The 18,195-nt window shown below is 70.3% G+C and carries 19 protein-coding genes, 2 tRNA genes and 1 other RNA gene; 14 read left to right on the forward strand and 8 right to left on the reverse strand.

Translation table 11 applies throughout. The annotated features are described in order from the left end of the window. The first annotated feature begins 8 nt into the window (after positions 1 to 8). The 9 genes from Actob_RS39620 to Actob_RS39660 all read left to right on the forward strand — a co-directional run bounded on the left by Actob_RS39620 (position 9) and on the right by Actob_RS39660 (position 4,335). Positions 9 to 239: a hypothetical protein gene (locus Actob_RS39620; protein WP_284917102.1), complete on the forward strand. Its 231-nt coding sequence runs from the start codon at positions 9 to 11 to the stop codon at positions 237 to 239. Positions 240 to 358: 119 nt separating this feature from the next. Next, positions 359 to 736, forward strand: a complete 378-nt coding sequence (locus tag Actob_RS39625) for a hypothetical protein (RefSeq protein WP_284917103.1) — start codon at positions 359 to 361, stop codon at positions 734 to 736. Beyond that, entirely contained in the window at positions 729 to 1,331 is a 603-nt protein-coding gene (locus Actob_RS39630; RefSeq protein WP_284917104.1) for a hypothetical protein, read from the forward strand. The genes Actob_RS39625 and Actob_RS39630 overlap by 8 nt, the downstream gene beginning before the upstream one ends. A gap of 19 nt (positions 1,332 to 1,350) precedes the next feature. Then, positions 1,351 to 1,599: a hypothetical protein gene (locus Actob_RS39635; RefSeq protein WP_284917105.1), complete on the forward strand. Its 249-nt coding sequence runs from the start codon at positions 1,351 to 1,353 to the stop codon at positions 1,597 to 1,599. Beyond that, an RNA gene (locus Actob_RS39640) (hammerhead ribozyme type II) lies at positions 1,599 to 1,677 on the forward strand. The genes Actob_RS39635 and Actob_RS39640 overlap by 1 nt, the downstream gene beginning before the upstream one ends. A 12-nt stretch (positions 1,678 to 1,689) precedes the next feature. Then, positions 1,690 to 1,950, forward strand: a complete 261-nt coding sequence (locus Actob_RS39645) for a hypothetical protein (protein WP_284917106.1) — start codon at positions 1,690 to 1,692, stop codon at positions 1,948 to 1,950. 220 nt (positions 1,951 to 2,170) lie between these two features. Next, the gene (locus tag Actob_RS39650; RefSeq protein WP_284917107.1) at positions 2,171 to 2,602 is read left to right on the forward strand and encodes a hypothetical protein; all 432 of its coding nucleotides are present in this window, start codon (positions 2,171 to 2,173) and stop codon (positions 2,600 to 2,602) included. Continuing rightward, positions 2,599 to 2,829, forward strand: coding sequence for a helix-turn-helix domain-containing protein (locus Actob_RS39655; RefSeq protein WP_284917108.1), 231 nt, complete (start codon positions 2,599 to 2,601; stop codon positions 2,827 to 2,829). The genes Actob_RS39650 and Actob_RS39655 overlap by 4 nt, the downstream gene beginning before the upstream one ends. A gap of 15 nt (positions 2,830 to 2,844) precedes the next feature. After that, on the forward strand, positions 2,845 to 4,335 hold the full coding sequence (locus Actob_RS39660) for a tyrosine-type recombinase/integrase (RefSeq protein ID WP_284917109.1): 1,491 nt from the start codon (positions 2,845 to 2,847) through the stop codon (positions 4,333 to 4,335). A 66-nt stretch (positions 4,336 to 4,401) separates the two neighbouring features. Here Actob_RS39660 and Actob_RS39665 read toward each other — a convergent pair. Together Actob_RS39665 and Actob_RS39670 are read right to left on the reverse strand one after the other, a co-directional pair. Next, positions 4,402 to 4,478: transfer RNA gene (locus tag Actob_RS39665), tRNA-Met, on the reverse strand. Positions 4,479 to 4,616: 138 nt separating this feature from the next. Further along, positions 4,617 to 6,089: an MFS transporter gene (locus Actob_RS39670; RefSeq protein ID WP_284917110.1), complete on the reverse strand. Its 1,473-nt coding sequence runs from the start codon at positions 6,087 to 6,089 to the stop codon at positions 4,617 to 4,619. 102 nt (positions 6,090 to 6,191) lie between these two features. Between Actob_RS39670 and Actob_RS39675 the strand changes: the two genes are divergently transcribed. Then, positions 6,192 to 6,575, forward strand: a complete 384-nt coding sequence (locus tag Actob_RS39675) for a MarR family winged helix-turn-helix transcriptional regulator (RefSeq protein ID WP_284917111.1) — start codon at positions 6,192 to 6,194, stop codon at positions 6,573 to 6,575. Here Actob_RS39675 and Actob_RS39680 read toward each other — a convergent pair. Then, entirely contained in the window at positions 6,565 to 7,956 is a 1,392-nt protein-coding gene (locus tag Actob_RS39680; protein WP_284917112.1) for an MFS transporter, read from the reverse strand. The two genes, Actob_RS39675 and Actob_RS39680, sit on opposite strands and share 11 nt — an antisense overlap. 70 nt (positions 7,957 to 8,026) lie before the next feature. Between Actob_RS39680 and Actob_RS39685 the strand changes: the two genes are divergently transcribed. Further along, positions 8,027 to 8,614 carry a helix-turn-helix domain-containing protein gene (locus tag Actob_RS39685; protein WP_284917113.1) on the forward strand — a complete coding sequence of 196 codons (588 nt, stop codon included), beginning with the start codon at positions 8,027 to 8,029 and terminating at the stop codon, positions 8,612 to 8,614. 357 nt (positions 8,615 to 8,971) lie between these two features. Here Actob_RS39685 and Actob_RS39690 read toward each other — a convergent pair. The 3 genes from Actob_RS39690 to Actob_RS39700 all read right to left on the reverse strand — a co-directional run bounded on the left by Actob_RS39690 (position 8,972) and on the right by Actob_RS39700 (position 13,226). Further along, positions 8,972 to 9,045: transfer RNA gene (locus Actob_RS39690), tRNA-Met, on the reverse strand. Between the two features lie 71 nt (positions 9,046 to 9,116). Then, positions 9,117 to 12,071 carry a UPF0182 family membrane protein gene (locus Actob_RS39695; protein ID WP_284917114.1) on the reverse strand — a complete coding sequence of 985 codons (2,955 nt, stop codon included), beginning with the start codon at positions 12,069 to 12,071 and terminating at the stop codon, positions 9,117 to 9,119. A 126-nt stretch (positions 12,072 to 12,197) separates the two neighbouring features. Then, positions 12,198 to 13,226 carry a YlbL family protein gene (locus Actob_RS39700; RefSeq protein WP_284917115.1) on the reverse strand — a complete coding sequence of 343 codons (1,029 nt, stop codon included), beginning with the start codon at positions 13,224 to 13,226 and terminating at the stop codon, positions 12,198 to 12,200. 90 nt (positions 13,227 to 13,316) lie between these two features. Here Actob_RS39700 and Actob_RS39705 point away from each other — a divergent pair, with 90 nt between their 5' ends. Then, entirely contained in the window at positions 13,317 to 14,579 is a 1,263-nt protein-coding gene (locus tag Actob_RS39705; RefSeq protein ID WP_284917116.1) for a zinc-dependent metalloprotease, read from the forward strand. A 3-nt stretch (positions 14,580 to 14,582) separates the two neighbouring features. Here the strand turns inward: Actob_RS39705 and Actob_RS39710 are convergent, their stop codons facing one another. Beyond that, positions 14,583 to 15,179 (reverse strand): hypothetical protein, encoded by a 597-nt coding sequence (locus tag Actob_RS39710; protein ID WP_284917117.1) that lies wholly within the window; start codon positions 15,177 to 15,179, stop codon positions 14,583 to 14,585. A 484-nt stretch (positions 15,180 to 15,663) separates the two neighbouring features. Further along, positions 15,664 to 16,194 carry a M48 metallopeptidase family protein gene (locus Actob_RS39715; protein WP_284917118.1) on the reverse strand — a complete coding sequence of 177 codons (531 nt, stop codon included), beginning with the start codon at positions 16,192 to 16,194 and terminating at the stop codon, positions 15,664 to 15,666. Positions 16,195 to 16,666: 472 nt separating this feature from the next. On the opposite strand from Actob_RS39715, the gene Actob_RS39720 reads away from it, so the two are divergent. Then, complete coding sequence (locus tag Actob_RS39720; protein WP_189328568.1) at positions 16,667 to 16,834, forward strand: DUF5679 domain-containing protein; 168 nt, start codon at positions 16,667 to 16,669, stop codon at positions 16,832 to 16,834. 203 nt (positions 16,835 to 17,037) lie between these two features. Continuing rightward, on the forward strand, positions 17,038 to 18,117 hold the full coding sequence (locus Actob_RS39725; RefSeq protein ID WP_284917119.1) for a hypothetical protein: 1,080 nt from the start codon (positions 17,038 to 17,040) through the stop codon (positions 18,115 to 18,117). Positions 18,118 to 18,195 lie beyond the last annotated feature (78 nt).

Consider the following 18,195-nt stretch of genomic DNA (forward strand, 5'->3'; position numbering starts at 1 on the left):
GCGCGGACATGGACGACGACCAGATGGTGTACGTCAACTTCACCGAGACCACCGAATACAGCCTGGAACTGGAACTCGTCGAGATGGCGAAGGTTCTCGGGATCGGTAAGAAGAAGCTGGCCACGATGATCGAGAACGGCGAGGACTTGGAGCCGTCCGACGCGGCCGTGGCGCGGATGCGCAAGCAGGCCGAGGTCACCGACGGACAGGTGACGGTCGACGACTTCGGCGAAGCCTGATTGCACGCCGAAACCCGCCCCGGCGCGACGCCGGGGCGGGTCGCGTGGACTGGCATTCCACGCCTGATGACGGCTGCCACATTCCCTGACGAAAGGTGCGGGCGATGGACCCTGCCCTGATGAACGACGACCAGCGCCGCGACCACTTCCGTGGCCTCGCGCAGGACTACGCCCGCCGGTACGCGCAGCTCGTGATTGATGCGCTCGGCGGGCAGGTCTCCAGCAACGCCGCTGCGGTCCTGCATCGCATGGGGTTCGAGCTGGGACACGACGCGTGCCAGATCTTGGCCAACGAGATCCGGCCTCGCGTCGCCCCGGCCTCTGTCGACGACCGGCCCACCGTGACGATCACCCGGGAACAGGTCGAGTGCTGGGCCGGACGCACGCTCACCGACGACGAGGTGTACGTCCTGGACGGCTGCATTCCGAACTCGTCGATCCCGGACGCCGTCGGAGACATCGTCGCCAGCTTCCCCGAGGACAGCGACGATGAGTGACGTCCTGGAGATCCGAGGCGACCTGCGGGTCCGGCTCGCGCACGACGGCTGCGCCGCCGAGCCGTACTTCGAGGGGCGTAGTCCGATCCTGCGGCTCTACCCGTCGCGCTCGTGGGGCGGCTGGCGAGGCGAGTACATCGACAGCATCGGCGCATACACGCCGACCGCGGCCGACGACATCCTGACCGCTGCGGAGAAGTGGGCCGGCGGGCCGGACCTGTTCGAGCGGTACCTGCGGATGTTCCACGGGACCACCGCGGTCGAGTGGTACGACGGGCGCCCGGGTGGCGGGGACTTCGTGTACGTCACGTTCGACACCGCGGGCTGGCGCGCTCGCTACGACCTGCCGGATGACGTCGCCGGCATCGTCGATCTCAGCGAGTGGCGTGCGTACTGCGAGGGCGACGTCTACGGCTACGTCGTCGAGGAGCGGGCGACCTGGCAACGCACCAACGGGGCCGGCGAGGTGGCCGAGACCCGCGAGACGTGGGAGCCGGTCGATTCCTGCTGGGGCTTCTACGGCCACCAGTACGCCGAGACAGCCGGCCGCAGCGTGCTCGACGCCATGACCTCAGCGCTTCCCGCTGCGGCCTGATCACGACAGGAGAGCAGTCATGCAGTTCCCGCAACGAATCGGCCCGGACCGTGTCGTCGCCTTCATCCAGATCGGGTCGGCGCCCGGCACTCAGGCCCATCAGGGCGTCGCGATCACCAAGGACAAGGACGGCTTCAACGTCCATTCCGTCTGGCTGGCAGACGCCGAAATCGGTCGGTGGGAGGCGCAGAACGGCCGATACGGCGTCACCTGGCAGCGCGCCCTTGACGCGATGGTCGATCGCGCCGCCACCTCACCCCCGCCGTAAGCCGAAACCCCGCCCCGGGCTGCCGGTGGTGCGGGTCGCCAGGGCGTGGCGTCCCTGGCCTGACGATGGCTGCCAATCAAGGAGATCTACGTGGACGAATACGTTCGAGCGGACGCGACCGTGACGGTCACGCTCGATGCGAACCTGGCCCTGCTGCTCATGTCCGGCATCCGCCGGATGGACGCCGCCTGGACCAAGGCGCTGACCAAGGAGGAAGCCGGCAGCAAGATCGAGCCCGACATCCGCGCGGCTCGTAACCTGCCCAACCACATTGCCCGCGCCCTGCGGGACCTGGGCGAGAAGGTCAGCACGGCCGAACTCAGCTTCGGCAAGGTCGAGATCATCAAGTAGTGCCGAAACCTGCGTCCCGGCCAGCGCCGGGGCGTAGGTCGTGTGGGCGGCATCCTACACCTGACGATGGCTGCCACCAGGGGATACGCGCGTGACGGGCGCCCCGTGTGGGCGGCCATCACGCATTTCTGACCCGCCCGCGTAGCGCTGTGGTTGAGGGACCTCCCACGGCTGCCGGATCGCGGGGCGGCAACGCCGAAGGCGAGGAGGCAAATCCCTGGTGCGTTTGACACCACGCAAGGAAGAGATCGACGGCGTCAAAGCCATCCTGGAAAGCGACGCCTACACCACCGCCGACCAGATGGCCAAGGCCCTGATCAAAGAGGTCGCCGACATGCTGTGGATGCGCGACTGGTTCGCGCTCGTCCACCTCAACGAGGCAGGAAGCGGCGGGCTGAACTGGGCGCCGTTCGCCAGCCCGATCGAAGCACTGAACACCGCCGAGAAGATCGCCATCGGCGGACGCTTCGGCACGGTCAAGCTCTACAGCCCCGGCGCCCTGCTCGGCAACGCCCTCGGCAAGAAGGGCTGGAAGGGCTTCTGCCAGGACCCGGGATGCGGTCACGCCCCGTTCCTGCACCTCATGGACGGCAGCGCCCGCGGCGCCTGCGGCCTCGCCTCCATGTGCACCTGCAAGAAGTACATCAAGTGACACGGCCGACGGGGGACGACACCATGCCGCATCCGCACCCGCTTGACGAGCTGCCGGCGCTGATCTCCGTGCCGCACGCCGCGAAGCTGCTCGGCCTCGCGCGGGCCTCCGCGTACCGCTACGCCGCAGCCGGCGAACTGCCGGTCCACCGGATGGGCGGACGCGTGTACGTGATCACCGCCAAGATCCGCCCCCTCATCGACGGCAGCGAGGAGCTGGCCGCCTGACACGAAAGGAAGATGATGCCGAGCAAGACCACGAAGGCCAGCGGCGCGGAGCAAGGCGGTCAGCCGAAGATTCCCGGGATCTCGGTCTACCAGCGGCGCGGACGGTGGACCTTCATGGTCTACCTCGACAAGGACCCGCTCACCGGCAAGCGCCCCTCGATTCAAGGACCGGTCTTCGACACCGACGCCGAGGCGTTCCAAGCGGCCGTCCTCGCCAAGGCGAAGGCCGAGGAGAACGGCGGCAAGAAACTGGTCCTGCCGACCGACACGGTCGAACAGGTCGTCTCCAAGTGGCTGGTGGCCGTCAAGGACTCCGTCAAGCCGAGCCAGTACGCGAACTGGGAGACCAACGCCCGCGCCTACGTGTACCCGCTCATCGGGCATCTCCCGTTCCGCAAGGCCGACGTGACGGTCCTGAACGCGTTCTACGCACGGCTGTCCAACAACGGGCGGATCAAGCCCGACAACAACCTGAAGATGTACCAGTACTGGTCGAAGCACCGCGACCAGCGCGACGGCCAAGGCCCCACGTCCCGCGAGATCGCCGAAGCGTGCGGGGTCACCATCCACGCCGCGAAGGCCGCCGTCACCCGCTACCGGCGCGGCCGGGTGGCCGAGGCGAAACCGACCGGCCTCGCCCGCAAGTCGATCAAGAACATCCACGGGATGCTCTGCCTGGTCTGGGTCGACGTCATCGGCCAAGGGTTCAAGGTCGACAACGCCACCACCAACGCGCGGATCCCGAAGCAGCCAGGCCGGCGGCGATCGAGGACGCGTGAGGCGACCTGGACCGTCGAGCACCTGGCCCGGTGGCTGGCCTTCGCGCTGCGGGATCGGTTCTACGGGCTGTGGGTGCTCGAAGCCACCACCGGGATGCGCCGCTCCGAGCTGGCCGGCGCGGATGAGGTCCGCCTCGACCGCGAGAAGAAGATCCTGCACGTCCACGAGACCCGCGTGGTGGTCAACGGGCGGGCGGAGGACTCCGACGGCAAGACCGATGCCGGGTGGCGGGCGATCAGCTTGGACGACTTCACGTTCGAGGTGATCTGCCGCTACATCGACATGCTCCACGAGGAGGCGAAGAAGTACGGCAAGGGCTACGAGAACCCCGGCAAGCTGGCCGTCTGGCCGGACGGCAAGCTCGTCCACCCGGACACCCTCACGCGTCGCTTCAACAAGCTGGTCGACCTCGCCGGAGTCCCCAAGATCCGGCTGCATGACGTGCGTCACGCGTACGTGACCCTCGCTCGGATCCTCGGAGTCAACCGAAAGATCCTCGCGGACCGCGTCGGGCACGCCAACGAAACGGTCACCGACACCGTTTACACCCACGTCAGCGTCGGACATGACCGCGAGCTGGCGGACAAGATCGGCGGGGCAATCCTGGAAGCCCTGAAGGAAGCGGCCGGATCTGAGTTGAAGGTGGAGCTGGAAGCCGGCCGCGTGTACGAGTTGGAGGCCGGCGCCGCCCCGGTCGATCAGCGCGGAGAACTTTTCGCGGCCTGACCCGGGTTTACTGCCATTCTTACTGCCAAACGCCCTCCCAGACAGTGTCTGGGAGGGCGTTTTCCCTGGTAGCGGGGACAGGATTTGAACCTGCGACCTCTGGGTTATGAGCCCAGCGAGCTACCGAGCTGCTCCACCCCGCGTCGGTAGATAAAGCTTAGCTCGCCGCCCCCGGGGGCCTGCAACCGGGTTCCTCCCGGCCACTTTCGCCTGGTCAAGCGCCTGGACGCAGCGCGCCCGGCCGGGGTGAGCCGGCCGGGCGCGGTATCCGTGCGGCAGGTTCAGTGCGACCCGATCTCCGCCGGGACGCGGTGGCGGCCCCGGGAGCGGGCCGCGATCAGGGCGACGACGTTCAGCAGCAGGCCGGCGACGGCCACCCCGGTGACCAGGTTGACGCCGGGCCGGAACGGGGTGAAGTCGGCGGAGGCCGCGGTGGTCGCCGAGGCCACCAGGCCGGTCACCACGGCCAGTACCAGCGCGGTGCCGACCTGGCCGGACGACTGGACCAGGCCGGATGCCAGGCCCTGCTCGGAGTCGTCGATGCCGTCGGTGGCCTGCGCCATGATCGAGCTGAAGCCGAACGCGAAACCGCCGCCCAGCAGCAGCATCGTCGGCAGCACGGTGACCAGGTAGTCGGGGCGGGTGCCGGCGGTCGCCAGGAACCACACGTACCCGGCGCTGAGCGAGGTCATCGCGGCCACGATCAGCGGCGCGGTGCCGTGCCTGTCGATCAGCCGGCCCATGAACGGCGAGCTGAACGCGACCAGCAGGCCGGCCGGCAGCAGGGCCAGCGCCATGCTCAGCGGCGACCAGTGCAGCACGTCCTGCAGGTAGAGGGTCATCATGAACTGGAAGCTGACGTACGAGCCCATCAGCGCGATCATGCTGGCGTTGGCCCGCACTATCGACCCGATCCGGAAGATGCTGAGCCGCACCAGCGGGTGCCGGACCCGGCTCTCCGCCGCCACGAAGGTGGCCAGCAGCACCACCGCGAGCACGGCGGCGGTGACGGTCAGCGCGCCGAGGCCCCGCTGCGGCGCGGTGACCACCGCGTACACCGCGAGCAGCATGCCGCCGACCAGGGTGACCGCGCCGATCAGGTCGTGTCCGCCCTCGGCGGCCGGCTTGTCCCGCGGGATCAGGTAGATCCCGGCGATCAGGGCGCCGAGCGCGAGCGGCACCGGGACCAGGAACGTCCACCGCCAGCCGAGGCTGGTCAGCAGGCCGCCCAGGATGAGGCCGGAGGAGTATCCGCTGGCACCGAAGACCGTGAAGATGGACAGCGCCCGGTTGCGGGCCGGGCCCTCGGCGAACGTGGTGGTCAGGATGCTCATCGCGGTCGGCGCGGTGAACGCCGCGGCCAGGCCCTTGACGAAGCGGGTGGCGATCAGCAGGCCACCGTCGTCGACCAGGCCACCGACCAGCGAGGCGACGGTGAAGACGCCGAGCGCGATCAGGAAGACCCGGCGCCGGCCGAGCAGGTCGGCGGTGCGGCCGCCGAGCAGCAGCAGGCCGCCGTAGCCGAGGACGTAGCCGTTGACGATCCACTGCAGGGAGGTGGTGGAGAGGCCGAGCTCGGAACCGATCGAGGGCAGCGCCACCCCGACCATCGAGACGTCGAGGCCGTCGAGGAAGAGGACCGCGCACAACACCGCGAGCACGCCCCAGAGCCGGAGTGTCCAGCGCTGCTCCGCTGCGGTGCGCGGCTCCGGCGCACCGCTCGCGGACTGGGTCAGGGATTCGGTGATAGTCACGGCGCCGACGTTATATGCGCACGCATCTAATGTCCACGCATTCGATGACGCTGCATTTATTTCAGGTGCATCGACCGCCTGGTGCGGAGTAGGATGCCCGGCATGGAGCCGGAAGTAGTTCTCGTCGAGCGCTGGCAATCGCTCCTGACCTGCTACAACGAGGTCGCGTGCCACCTGGAGCGGGCCCTGCAGGACACCCATGGCCTCACCCTGAGTGAGTACGAGACGCTGGACCGTCTCACCACCCAAGAGTGTGACAAGCGCCGCATGCAGGACCTTGCCGACACCATGTATCTGAGCCAGAGCGCCCTGTCCCGCACGGTGAGCCGCCTGGTGAAAGAGGGGCTCGCCGAGCGCACGCACTGCGAGGTCGACCGCCGCGGCGTCTTCGTGGCGATCACCACAGCGGGCCGTGCGCGGTGGGCCGAGGCGCGCAAGACCCAGCTGGCCGTACTGGCCGAGCACCTTTCCCCGGCTAACGCCTGACCGGCTCCGGCGCCGGCGCGCCGGTCCCCGCCCGGAGCACCGGGGCCACCCGGGCGATCAGCAGCACGGTCAGCCCGCACCCGGCGACCAGGAGCCAGCCCGGCCGGCTCGCGGCGGCCAGGGCGCCCGGTGCGGTGTCCGCGACCAGGCCACCGGCGAGCGCGATGCCGAGCGCCGCGCCGATCTGCCGGGCGGTCGAGGCGATCCCGCCGGCCACCCCGGCCCGTTCCGGCGGCAGTCCGCTCACCGCCGTGTTGGTGATCGGCGCGTTCGCGAAGCCGATGCCGATCCCGGCGCACAGGTACGCGGTCAGCAGCACCGGCAGCGGGGTCCGGTCGGTCAGCCCGGTCAGCAGCAGCCCGCCGAGCAGGGTGCTCGTGCCGGCCAGCAGCAACGGCAGGCGGGGACCGTACCGGCCGACCAGGTGACCGGAGAGCGGCGCGCAGACGGTGGCGGCGAGCGCCATCGGCAGGGTGACCGCGCCGGCCGCCAACGGGCTCAGGCCGCGGACCCGTTGCAGGTAGAGGGTGCCGAGCAGGAGCGTCACGTTCAGTGCGACGAACATCACCACGGCACCGCCGACCGCCGCGCTGAACGGGAGGCGGCGGAACAGGCGCAGGTCCATCAACGGTTCGGCCCGGCGGCGCTCCACCCCGGCGAAGGCGAGCGCGGCGGCGGCGATCACGGCGTACGCCAGCAGTGCCCATCCGGACCCGAAGCCCACCCGCGGCCCTTCGATGAGCACCGCTACCACCGTGCCGACCAGCACGATCAGCAACGCCTGGCCGAGCGGGTCCAGCCGGCGCGGGCGCGGTGACCGCGACTCGGGCACGACGACCGCGGTCAGCACCAGCACCACCGCGATGATCGGAAGGTTGGCCCAGAACACCGGGCGCCACCCGGCCCCGGTGATCACCGCCCCGCCGAGCACCGGGCCGGCGGCCATGCTGAGCCCGAAGACCGCGGCCCAGACGCCGATCGCCCGCGCCCGCTCCCGTGGCTCGGTGATCGCGCCGACCACGATGGCCAGCGCCACCGGGCTCAGCATCGACCCGCCGACCCCCTGCACCACCCGCGCCGCGACCAGCGCGTCCAGCCCGGGTGCCAGGGCACAGCCCGCCGATCCCACGGCGAACAGGACCAGTCCGATCCGGAAGACCCGGCGCCGTCCCACCCGGTCCGCCAGCGCCCCCGAGCTGATCAGCAACCCCGCCAGGACCAGCGTGTACGCGTCGACTGCCCACTCCAGCTGCCGCACGCCGAGCCCGAGGTCCCGGCCGATCGACGGCAGCGCCACGTTGACCACCGTCGTGTCCAGCCCTACCAGGAAGATGCTGGCGCAGCAGACCGCCAGCACCATCCACCGATGCGTTTTCTCCATCACGCCGGTGATGCTCCCGCCCGGACCCGCGCCCTTCCCAGCGAACTTGCGAAGACCGCAAACTGTTCGGGTGGACCACGAACTCGCCGCGCTGCTCGATGGCATCGGCCCCCACCTGCGCCGGATCCGTCAGGACCGCGGCCTGACCCTCGCCGACCTGGCCACCGCCACCGGCCTCTCGGTCAGCACCCTCTCCCGCCTGGAGTCCGGCCACCGCCGCCCCACCCTGGACCTGCTGCTCCCGCTGGCCAGGACGCACCGGATGGCGCTGGACCACCTGATCGGCGCCCCGCCCACGGGCGACCCGAGAGCGCACCTCACGCCGCACCGCACCGACCCCCGGACCGGCAACCCCAGCGTGGTGGTCCCGCTCACCACCTACCCCGGCCGCCTGCAGGTCTTCAAACAGATCCTCGGCCCCACCGCGACCCCGCCCGAGCTGGTCACCCACCCCGGCCACGCCTGGTTCCACGTCCTCTCCGGCACCGTCCGGCTGCTGCTGGGCCCCCGCACCCTGCTCCTGCACCCCGGCGACACCGCCGACTTCAACACCGAGGAGCCCCACTGGTTCGGCCCCGCCGACACCCACCCCGCCGAGATCCTCCACCTCTACGGCCCCCACGGCGACCGCCCCACCCCACCCCAGAACCAGAGCTGACGCCGTACCCAAAGCCCGCCCCCGTCCCACCCCACGGCCCGCGGCCCGAGGTAAAGCCGTCAATTGCGCCTGGGATCCCGGGCTAACCCGCCAGTTCCGGCCCACCGCCACCAAACGCGGCCCGAGGCCGAGGTAAGCCGCCAGTTGTGGCCCACCGCCACCAAACGCGGCCCGGGGCCCGAGGTAACCCGCCAGTTGCGGCCCACCGCCACCAGACGGGGAGTTCCGGGGTAACCCGCCAGTTGCGGCCCACCGTCCCCACCGGAACGTGGGGTTTCCGGGGCTCGGCCCCGGAGCAGATATGCGAAGAGGGGCCCCGGTCCGCGCACTCCGCGGACAGGGACCCCTCGCCACTCGTAGCGGGGACAGGATTTGAACCTGCGACCTCTGGGTTATGAGCCCAGCGAGCTACCGAGCTGCTCCACCCCGCGTCGGTAGATAAAGCCTAGCGCACCCGCTCCGGGAGCCGCAAAGCGGCCCCCGGAGACGGCGTCGGTGCTGGTCAGCCGCCCGCGCTCGGGGTCGGCGACACGCTGGCGGACGGTGCGGCGGACGGTCCCGCGCTGGGTGCGACGGTCGGTCCGGCTCCGGTCGCCTGGGCCTGCTGGAAGCGGTTCATCGCCTCGTCGAGGTCCTTCAGCGCCTGGCCCTGGGCCGCGAAGTCGCCGGCTTTCTGCGCGGTCCGGAGGGCTTCGATGGCCTTGTCCACGTCGGCGGCGGCCGCGGCCAGGTCCGGGCTGAGCTGCCCGGACGGCGTGTTGGGCTGGGTCGTCGTCGGCGGGGTGGTGGTGCCGTTGTTGTTGTTGCCGCTCTTGCCGAGGGTGGCGAGGGCCTTCAGACCGTCGGTGAGGTTGTTCTCCAGCACCACGTCGGAGCCGTCACCGTACGACATCAGCACCTTCTGCAGCAGCGGCGGCGCGTTGGCCTGGGTGCTCTTCACGTAGACCGGCTCGACGTACAGGATGTCGTTCTTGAGCGGCAGTGAGATGAGGTTGCCGTAGAGCACCGTGGCCTGGCCGTTGCGGTTCAGCCCGAACAACTGTTGCGAGATGCTCGCGTTGTTGACCATGAGCCGGTGGACCTGGATCGGGCCGGCCGACACCGACTGGTCGGGTAGTTCCAGCACCTCGATCTTCGGCCGGCCGTCGTCCTGGTAGGAGGCGGAGATCAGCGCGGCCATGTTCTCCCGGTTGGCCGGAGTGACCCCGGAGGTGAGCTGGAATCTGGTCCCGCTCTGCTCGGGCAGCTTCACGTTCAGGTAGAACGGCGGCTGCTTGACCCCGGTCTGCGGCTGGTCGGGAGCGTTCGGCACCTGCCAGAAGTCGTCACCGTTGAAGAACGTCTGCGGGTTGGTGACGTGGAACTTGGTCAGCAGGTTGCGCTGCACCTTGAACAGGTCGGCCGGGTACCGGAAGTGCGCGGCCAGCTCGGCGGGGATCTCCGACTTGGGGATCACCAGGTCGCCGCCGAAGGCCTGGTTCCACGCCTTGAGCACCGGGTCCTGGTCGTCGAACTGGTAGAGCTTGACCGTCCCGTCGTACGCGTCGACGGTCGCCTTCACCGAGTTGCGCATGTAGTTGACGTCGTCCCGGGCCAGCGCGAACGAGCCGGTCCCGGTCAGTTCGTCGCGGGTCTCGGTGGCCAGGTTGATCTTCTGCGCGTACGGGTAGGTCTGCGCCGTCGTGTAGCCGTCGAGGATCCAGGTGATCCGGCCGTTGATCACCGCCGGGTACGGGTCGCCGTCGATGGTGAGGAACGGCGCGACCTTCTCCACCCGCTCGCGCGGGGTGCGGATGTACATCAGCCGGGACTTCTCGTTGACCGCGTCGGAGAGCAGGAAGTTGCTCTCGGTGTTCTTGATCGCGAACACCATCCGGCGGAAGAACGAGCCGATCGGGACGCCGCCCGTGCCGTCGTAGGTGTAGTTCACCGACGCGTCGGTGTTCTGCTCCTGCGGCCTGTCGAACTCCACGTTCTTGTTCTTGTCGGCCTGGCCGACGATGGCGTACTCGGTGGACTGCTCGCCGAAGTAGATCCGCGGCTGGTCGGCCTCGAGCTCGTCGCTCGGCGCGGAGCAGGTGTTGGTCTGGCTCTCACCGAGGAAGCCGGAGACGAAGTACGGCAGGCCGGTGCCGCCGCACACCTTGTTGGCCGGGGCGGCGACCAGGCCGTACCCGTGGGTGTAGACGGTGTGCCGGTTGAGCCAGTTCCGCTGCTGGGCGGAGAGCTTCTCGTCGTTGATCTCCCGGGCGCCGACCACGTAGTCCTGCGCCTTGCCGTCGATCGTGTAGCGGTCGACGTCCAGTTTCTCGCCGAAGTCGTAGAAGCCACGGGACTGCTGCGACTGGGTGAAGGCCTGCGAGACCAGCTGCGGGTCGATCAGCCGGACGTTCTGCGCGCTGGAGTCCTGCGGCAGGTCGGCCGGTGGGTTGGTGTTCGTCGGCTTGTACTCGTTGACCTCGGTGTCGGTCAGGCCGAACGCCGCCCGGGTCGCCTCGATCGACCGCTGGATGTACGGCCGTTCCTTGTCCGAGAGGCTCGGCTTGACCTGGAAGTTCTGCACCGCGAGCGGGTAGATCCCGCCGATCGCCACGGCCGAGATGGCCAGCAGCGCGAGCGAGACACCCGGCCAGACCAGGTTCCGCATCACCGCGTTGGAGAACACGATGATCGCTACCGCGACCACGATCGAGATGTACGCCAGGATCTCCTTGGCCGGCAGCAGCGCGTGCACGTCGGTGTAGCCGGCGCCGTACAGCCCCGGCGAGACGTGCTGCTCCAGCAGCAGAGCCCGCTGGTCGAGCACGTACGCCACCGCCTTGAGCAGCACGAACACGGCGACCAGGGAGGTCAGGTGGGCCCGCGCGGCGGTGGTCATCCGGTCGCCGACGCCCTGCAGGCGCACGCCGCCGAAGATGTAGTGCACGGCGAGCGCGCCCAGCACCGACAGCACCACCGCGGTGAAGCCGACGCCGAGCAGGTAGCGCAGCAGCGGGTAGTCGAAGATGTAGAACCCGATGTCCACGTTGAACTGCGGGTCCTTCTGGCCGAACGGCTGCGCGTTGCGGAACAGCATCCAGTCGCCCCACCGGCCCTGCGCGGAGAGACCCGCGAAGAAGCCGATGATCACGCTGAGCACGGTGATCCACAGACCCAGTCGAGGCGCCAGCACCATCCGGTAGCGCTCGAGCGTCGCCTGTTCCGCGGAGTGCGGCCGCAGCAGCGGCCGCAAACGGTACGCCAGGTAGAGGTTGCCGCCCACGATCAGGGCCATCACCGCACCGATCACCAGGAACAGCGTCAGCCTGGTGAGCAGGACTCCGGAGAAGACGCTGGTCTTGGCGACCTCGGAGAACCACAGATAATCGGTGTACGCGTCAATGCCCCAGCCGAGCAGCGTGAAGAGTATGAAGACCCCGACCAGGACGCCGACGGTGACGCGACCGCGCCGGCTCATCCTCGGCAGGGGACTGTTTCGCATTGCCAACGTTGGCTCCACACTTCGTCGGGCCGGTGTTTCACCTTAGATTGTCGTATCCAGCTTCGATACGCGGCGGTACGTGTTCGATTACGGCCGGTGGCGTCACTTCGCCGTGCAGGGCGTCGGGGTGCCACCGGACGTGAACGTCTTGAGAGCGGTGAGCGCGTCGTCCACGGTGGCCACCTTCGCCATCGGCAGGCCGCTCACCGCGTTGCGCAGCGCTTCCGCGCAGTTGTCTTTCGGAACCAGGAAGAGTTTCGCGCCGGCCTCGCTCGCGCCGGCCAGTTTCTGCGGGATGCCACCGATCGGGCCGACGTTGCCGTCGTCGTCCATGGTGCCGGTGCCGGCGATGACCTTGCCGCCGGTCAGGTCCTCGTCGCGGACCTTGTCGATGATGCCCAGGGTGAACATCAGCCCGGCGCTGGGGCCGCCGATCTTGTCAAGGTCGATCTTGATGGTGAACGGGTGCGGCTGCTTGGTGTCGATCTCGATGCCCAGGCGCGGGGTCTTGCCGTCCTCGCCCGCCTTGGTGGTGACCTCGACGGTGCCCGGCTTGCCGTCGCGGGTGTAGCCCACGGTCAGCGCGCTGCCCACCGGCTGCGCCCGGACCAGCTCGGTGAGCTGGGTCGGCCCGGTCACCGCCGTGCCGTCCACCGAGGTGACCACGTCGTCCGCCCGGAGCCGGCCGGCCGCGGCACCGCCGGGGGTGACCTTGCGCACGTAGGTCTGCACCGGGTAACCCAGCTCGCGCAGCGCCACCGTCTCGGCGCTGCTCTGTGACTGCTTCCACTCCTGCGCGTTCTGCTCCTGGACCTGCTTCTCGCTGCGGTCCGGCGGATAGATGAGCTCGCGCGGGACGACCGCGTCCTCGTGGCTCAGCCAGCCCTGCACCGCCGCCACCAGCTCCACCTGCGACTGCACGTTCACCGTGGTGAGCCGCAACTGACCGGCCGAGGACGAGGTCTTGGTCCCGGTCACCTGGATCACCTCGGTGCCCTGGGAGGAGCCGAGGGTGTTCACCGTCGGGCCGGGCTTGAGCACCACGTAGGGCAACGGGGCGATCATGACACCGGCCGCCAGCAGGGCGGTTATCAGGGCGCCCAGGATGACGGTGACACCGCGTCGTCTCATGCGCGTGAGACTACCGACCCTGTCTGAGTTCTCTCTGAGCTGACACCTCCATCAGTCCGCCGGGAGCTTTTCACGCGTACCGTTGGGGTCGTGCCTGATATCCCGTTCGGCTTCTCCCTGCCGGGCGCACAACCGCCCGACCCATCCGACCCGCAGCAGATGCAGCAGTTCATGGCGCAGCTGCAGCAGATGTTCGCTGCCCCCGGCAGTGGCCCGGTGAACTGGGACCTGGCCCGGCAGGTCGCCGCCAGCCAGCTCTCGGCCAGTGGCGACCCCGCGGTGAACATGCACGAGCGCCACCACGTCGAGGAGTCGCTGCGACTCGCCGACCTGTGGCTGGACCCGGTCTGCGCGCTGCCCACCGGTATCCACAAAGCCGTCGCGTGGAACCGCAACGAGTGGATCTACAACACCCTGGACGTGTGGAAGAAACTGTGCGAGCCGATCGCCGGCCGCATGGTGGGCGCCATGGGCGACCTGGTGCCCGAGGAGGCTCGGGCCCAGCTCGGCCCGATGCAGTCGATGGTCGCCACGCTCGGCGGGGCGCTCTTCGGCGGCCAGCTCGGGCAGGCGTTCGGCCAGCTCGCGGCCGAGGTCCTGTCGGCCGGTGACATCGGGCTGCCGCTCGGCCCGGCCGGCACCGCGGCGCTCATTCCGGCCAACATCAAGGCGTACGGCGAGGGGCTCGAGCTCCCCGAGGACCAGGTCCGGCTCTACGTCGCCCTGCGCGAGGCGGCCCACCAGCGGCTCTTCGGGCACGTCCCGTGGCTGCGCGCCCACGTGCTGAACGCCGTCGAGACCTACGCCACCGGCATCACCGTGAACCGGGAGGCGATCGAGGAGGCGATGAGCCGCGTCGACCCGACCGATCCGGAGTCGATGCAGGCCATGGCCCTGGAGGGGATCTTCACTCCGGAGGACACCCCGCAGCAGAAGGCCAGTCTGGCCCGCCTGGAGACCGCGCTCGCGCTGGTCGAGGGCTGGGTCGGCCACGTGGTCGACGACGCGGCCGGCGACCGGCTGCCGTCGGTGGCCGCGCTCGGCGAGGCGTTCCGCCGCCGCCGGGCCGCCGGTGGCCCGGCCGAGCAGACGTTCGCCGCTCTGGTCGGCCTGGAGCTGCGGCCCCGCCGCCTGCGTGAGGCGGGCGCCCTGTGGTCGGCGGTCACCGAGCACCGCGGCATCCAGGGCCGCGACTCGCTCTGGGACCACCCCGACCTGCTCCCCACCGACGAGGACTTCGCGCACCCGGAGGTCTTCGCCCGCAGCCAGTCCGACTGGGACATCAGCGAGCTGGAGGGCCTGGAGAGCAACCCCGAGCCGGGCTCCGAGGAGCCGGGCGAGCCGGAGAGATGACTCTCAGCCGCCCAGGAGGGCCCGGGTGTTGTCCCAGCCCTCCAGGGCGACGTCCAGCGTCGCCAGGTCCGCCGGCCCGCGCAGCCGGCGCCACTGCGGGGTCGAGGTGACCTCGCCGGGCGCCGGCGCGGTCCGGCGCAGTTGCTGCGCCGAGGCGGTGTCCAGGTCGTGGTCGGCCAGCCAGTCCGGGGCGGGCAGACCGGTGGCGACCCCCAGCAGGCCGCCGGACGGGCCGCCCGGGGCGACGGCGACCGCCTTGCCGTCGAGCGGGCGCAACAGCTTGCCGAGGATCATCCCGGGCACGTCCGGGGCGTCGGCGGCGATCACCGCCGCCTGGTCGAAGCCGTCCGCGGCGGCCGCCGCCAGCACCGGCAGCACCGTGGCCCGCGGGATCTCGTAGATCCGCATCCCCGGCCAGGCGATCTCCTCGGCCAGCGCACGGTCGGCCGGGGTGGCGGCGATCGCGGCCTCGGCCTGGGCCAGCCGGGCGAGCAGGTCGACGACGTCCTCGGCGAGGGCGGCACGCCAGGCGGCCGGCTCCACCCCCGGCGGGCTCCACGGCACCGGGACCAGCATCGCCACCACCACACGCCGCGTCACAGGAGCACCCTACCCAGGCTCCGGTCCCAGCCAGCCCCCAGCGCCAGCCCACCCGTCCCTGGGGGCTCCCCCGCTGAACAGTGTGGCGGAGGGCCGCATGATCACGGTGGGGGGCTGTGGACAAGCGGGGATTGTGGAGAACGGGCTCCGGGCGTACCGGAAAATCGCCGGAGGCGCCGGACCAGCGTGACCTGCGGGCGGACGCCGGGTTGAGCGGACCCGCGGAAGCAGCAGACCAGCGGAACTGCCGGGCAGACGCCGGGTTGAGCGGACCCGCGGAAGCAGCAGACCACCGGCACCGGCAGGCAGACGCCCGGGTTGAGCGGACCACGCAAGCGGCAGATCAGCTGACCGGCGGCCGGAACCCAGGCCGAGCTGACCCCCGCGAGCGCCGGATCAGCGGGCGGACCTCACGCCGAGCGCATCCGGAGCGATGCTGCGGACGGCACCGCGGGCGACGCCGCGGTTGGTCACCCGGGACGAGTCACTCGGCCATGACCAGGGAGCCCGCCGCGGAGACGCCCTCCAGATAACCCCGGGCCCGCTCGGCCTTGGGGAAGCGGTTGACCAGCTCCCAGAAGTGGGCGTTGTGGCTGGGGACGATCAGGTGGGCCAGCTCGTGCAGGAGGACGTAGTCGATCACCCAGTCGGGCATCTCCTGGATGCGGTGGGAGATGCGGATCGTGGCGTCGTCCGGGGTGCAGGAGCCCCAGCGGCCGTTCTGGTTGGTCACCCAGCGGACGCTGGCCGGGGCGACCAGGTCGGCGAAGTCGTCAAGGTAGCGCGCGGTGAGCCGGCGGGCGCGGAGGAGCAGCTCGGCGTCGGTGTGCTGGAGGCGCTCCTCGCGGGCGGCCAGCCGGGCCAGCATCCGCTCGACCCACTCGGTCTCCTCGGCGCGCGAGAACCGGTCCGGGATGAGCACGACCACGCGCTCGCCGTCGCGATAGGCGGACACCGTCCTGCGGCGACGCTGACTGCGCCGCACTTCCACGACAGGTTTGCGCACGCGGGCCATTACCGGCTCGCGCGGCCCAGATTCGGGTTCACGTTGAGACGCTAATCCGCGAGACCCTGGTCACCGCAAGAGTACGCCCAATGACTGTCACGGAATACGAGTGTTACGTCCGCATATACCCGAAAAAATTTTCCCCAGCGGCAACATCTGAGACAGCGGTCAACCTAGACCATCGTCGACTCAGTGGGCCACTCGGGTAGCGACTCCCTTTCGTGCCGTTATGAAGGCAATCACCGGCGTGTCCCGGCAAATCTGGGCGAAAAGGGCACTTCCTCCCGGCACACTCACGTCGTCGGCGACACCGCCGACGCCGCGCTGACATGGAACCGGCCTGACCTGGGTAAGTCCACGCCCCGGACGGAGGCCGCATCCACGTGGCCGCCTGGCGGTTCAGCGCCGCAGACAGGTTCGCGCCCGTCGCCGCGAGACAGGCACGGGGCCCAGCGGCCGACGACACGAACGAGGAGGAACCGTGGCCGACACCACATACAACGGCTACTGCGTCAAGTGCAAGGAGAAGCGTGACTTCCAGGGCAACGTGGAGGTCTCCAAAACCGGCATGAACATGGCCAAGGGCAAGTGCCCGGTCTGCGGGACGACGATGAACCGGATCTTGGGGAAGGCCAAGCCGGCCAGCTGACGAGCGCCCTGGGGAGGCCGGCCACCCGGCCGCCCTCCCCGGCGGACCGTAACCGTGTCCGAGTCGGCACGTTGAGTTATCAGGAGGCTGGTGTATCCACCTGTGGATAACTCACTCCGGCTTGTGGATAACGCTGCGGAGTAAACCGCGGGGCTGTGGATAACCAACTCGCTCCGCAGCCCGACAGTGACACGCTGTCACTCATGACTCTCCCGCCCCGGACGTCCCCACGCACCCCACTGCCCCGGCCGATCCTGATCCCGGGACTCGCCCGGGTCTGGCGCGGGCCGGTGGAGCTGCAGCTGGGGCTGGACCCGGCTCACGCCGTACGGCTGGAGCTGCCCGATCCACGACTGGCCCGGGTGCTCGACCTGCTCGACGGCAACCGCCCGGAGCGACAGGTCCTGCTGCACGCCGCCGAGCTCGGGGTGCCGCCGGACGACGCCCGCCAACTGCTCGACCTGCTGCACCGCGCCGGCCTGGTGCTGCCGTCGGCGTCGCTGCTGCCCGCCGGACTGCCGAGCGCACAGCGGCGGAGGCTGACCGGCGAGGCCGCCGCCCTGGCTCTCGGCACCCCGTTCTCCGCACCGGCCCGCACCCTGCGGCGCCGGCAGACCGCCCGGGTGGTGGTCGCCGGGCGCGGGCGGCTCGGCGCGACCATCGCTGTCGCCCTGGCCGAGGCCGGGGTGGGACACGTCCACCCGGACCTCTCCGGCATGGTCGGGCCGGGCGACCTGGCCGGCAGCCCGCTCACCACCGCCGACCTGGGGGCGCCGGCGCACGCGGCGGTGGCCGCCGCGGTCTGCCGGGCCGCACCCGGCACCGAGGTCCGCGAGCTCCGCCGGGCGGCCGCCGACCTGGTGGTCCAGCTCGCCCACGACCAGCCGGTCGGCCTGATCGCGGCCGGGCACGCCGCCCGCCGGCAGCCGCATCTCGCGGTCCGCATCCGGGACGGCGCGGCGGTGATCGGCCCGTTCGTGCCGGCCGCCGGCCGGCCCTGCCTCAACTGCCTGGAGCTGCACCGGCGGGAGCGCGACCCGGACTGGCCGGGCCCGCCCGCGCCGCCCGGCCCGGCGGCCGGCGAGCCGTGCACGGTGGCCACCGTGCTGACCGCCACCGGGTTCGCCACCGCGGAGGTGCTGACCTTCCTGGACGGCGGCACTCCGGAGACGCTGGGCGCGGCCGTCGAGATCACCGCACCCGGCCGGTCGCGCCGCCGGAGCTGGCCACCGCACCCTAATTGCGACTGCCGCCGCCGTAGGCGCCGAAATGCCGATCCATAATCGAACCTTTGTCGCATAACCCAGCAAACCAGCGCTCGACGGGCAGAGGAACAGCCGAGCGTCGGTCACAATGATCTG

Origin of the sequence: Actinoplanes oblitus, assembly GCF_030252345.1 — a bacterium.
In the GTDB taxonomy this organism is placed as follows: Bacteria; Actinomycetota; Actinomycetes; order Mycobacteriales; family Micromonosporaceae; genus Actinoplanes; species Actinoplanes oblitus.

What these genes read in the sequence shown, in the direction of transcription:
- Actob_RS39620 (WP_284917102.1), top strand. Translation starts at nt 9, where the DNA reads ATGGACGACGACCAGATGGTGTACGTCAACTTCACCGAGACCACCGAA.
- Actob_RS39625 (WP_284917103.1), top strand. Translation starts at nt 359, where the DNA reads ATGAACGACGACCAGCGCCGCGACCACTTCCGTGGCCTCGCGCAGGAC.
- Actob_RS39630 (WP_284917104.1), top strand. Translation starts at nt 729, where the DNA reads ATGAGTGACGTCCTGGAGATCCGAGGCGACCTGCGGGTCCGGCTCGCG.
- Actob_RS39635 (WP_284917105.1), top strand. Translation starts at nt 1,351, where the DNA reads ATGCAGTTCCCGCAACGAATCGGCCCGGACCGTGTCGTCGCCTTCATC.
- Actob_RS39660 (WP_284917109.1), top strand. Translation starts at nt 2,845, where the DNA reads ATGCCGAGCAAGACCACGAAGGCCAGCGGCGCGGAGCAAGGCGGTCAG.
- Actob_RS39675 (WP_284917111.1), top strand. Translation starts at nt 6,192, where the DNA reads ATGGAGCCGGAAGTAGTTCTCGTCGAGCGCTGGCAATCGCTCCTGACC.
- Actob_RS39680 (WP_284917112.1), bottom strand. Translation starts at nt 7,956, where the DNA reads ATGGAGAAAACGCATCGGTGGATGGTGCTGGCGGTCTGCTGCGCCAGC.
- Actob_RS39695 (WP_284917114.1), bottom strand. Translation starts at nt 12,071, where the DNA reads ATGAGCCGGCGCGGTCGCGTCACCGTCGGCGTCCTGGTCGGGGTCTTC.
- Actob_RS39700 (WP_284917115.1), bottom strand. Translation starts at nt 13,226, where the DNA reads ATGAGACGACGCGGTGTCACCGTCATCCTGGGCGCCCTGATAACCGCC.
- Actob_RS39715 (WP_284917118.1), bottom strand. Translation starts at nt 16,194, where the DNA reads ATGGCCCGCGTGCGCAAACCTGTCGTGGAAGTGCGGCGCAGTCAGCGT.
- Actob_RS39725 (WP_284917119.1), top strand. Translation starts at nt 17,038, where the DNA reads ATGACTCTCCCGCCCCGGACGTCCCCACGCACCCCACTGCCCCGGCCG.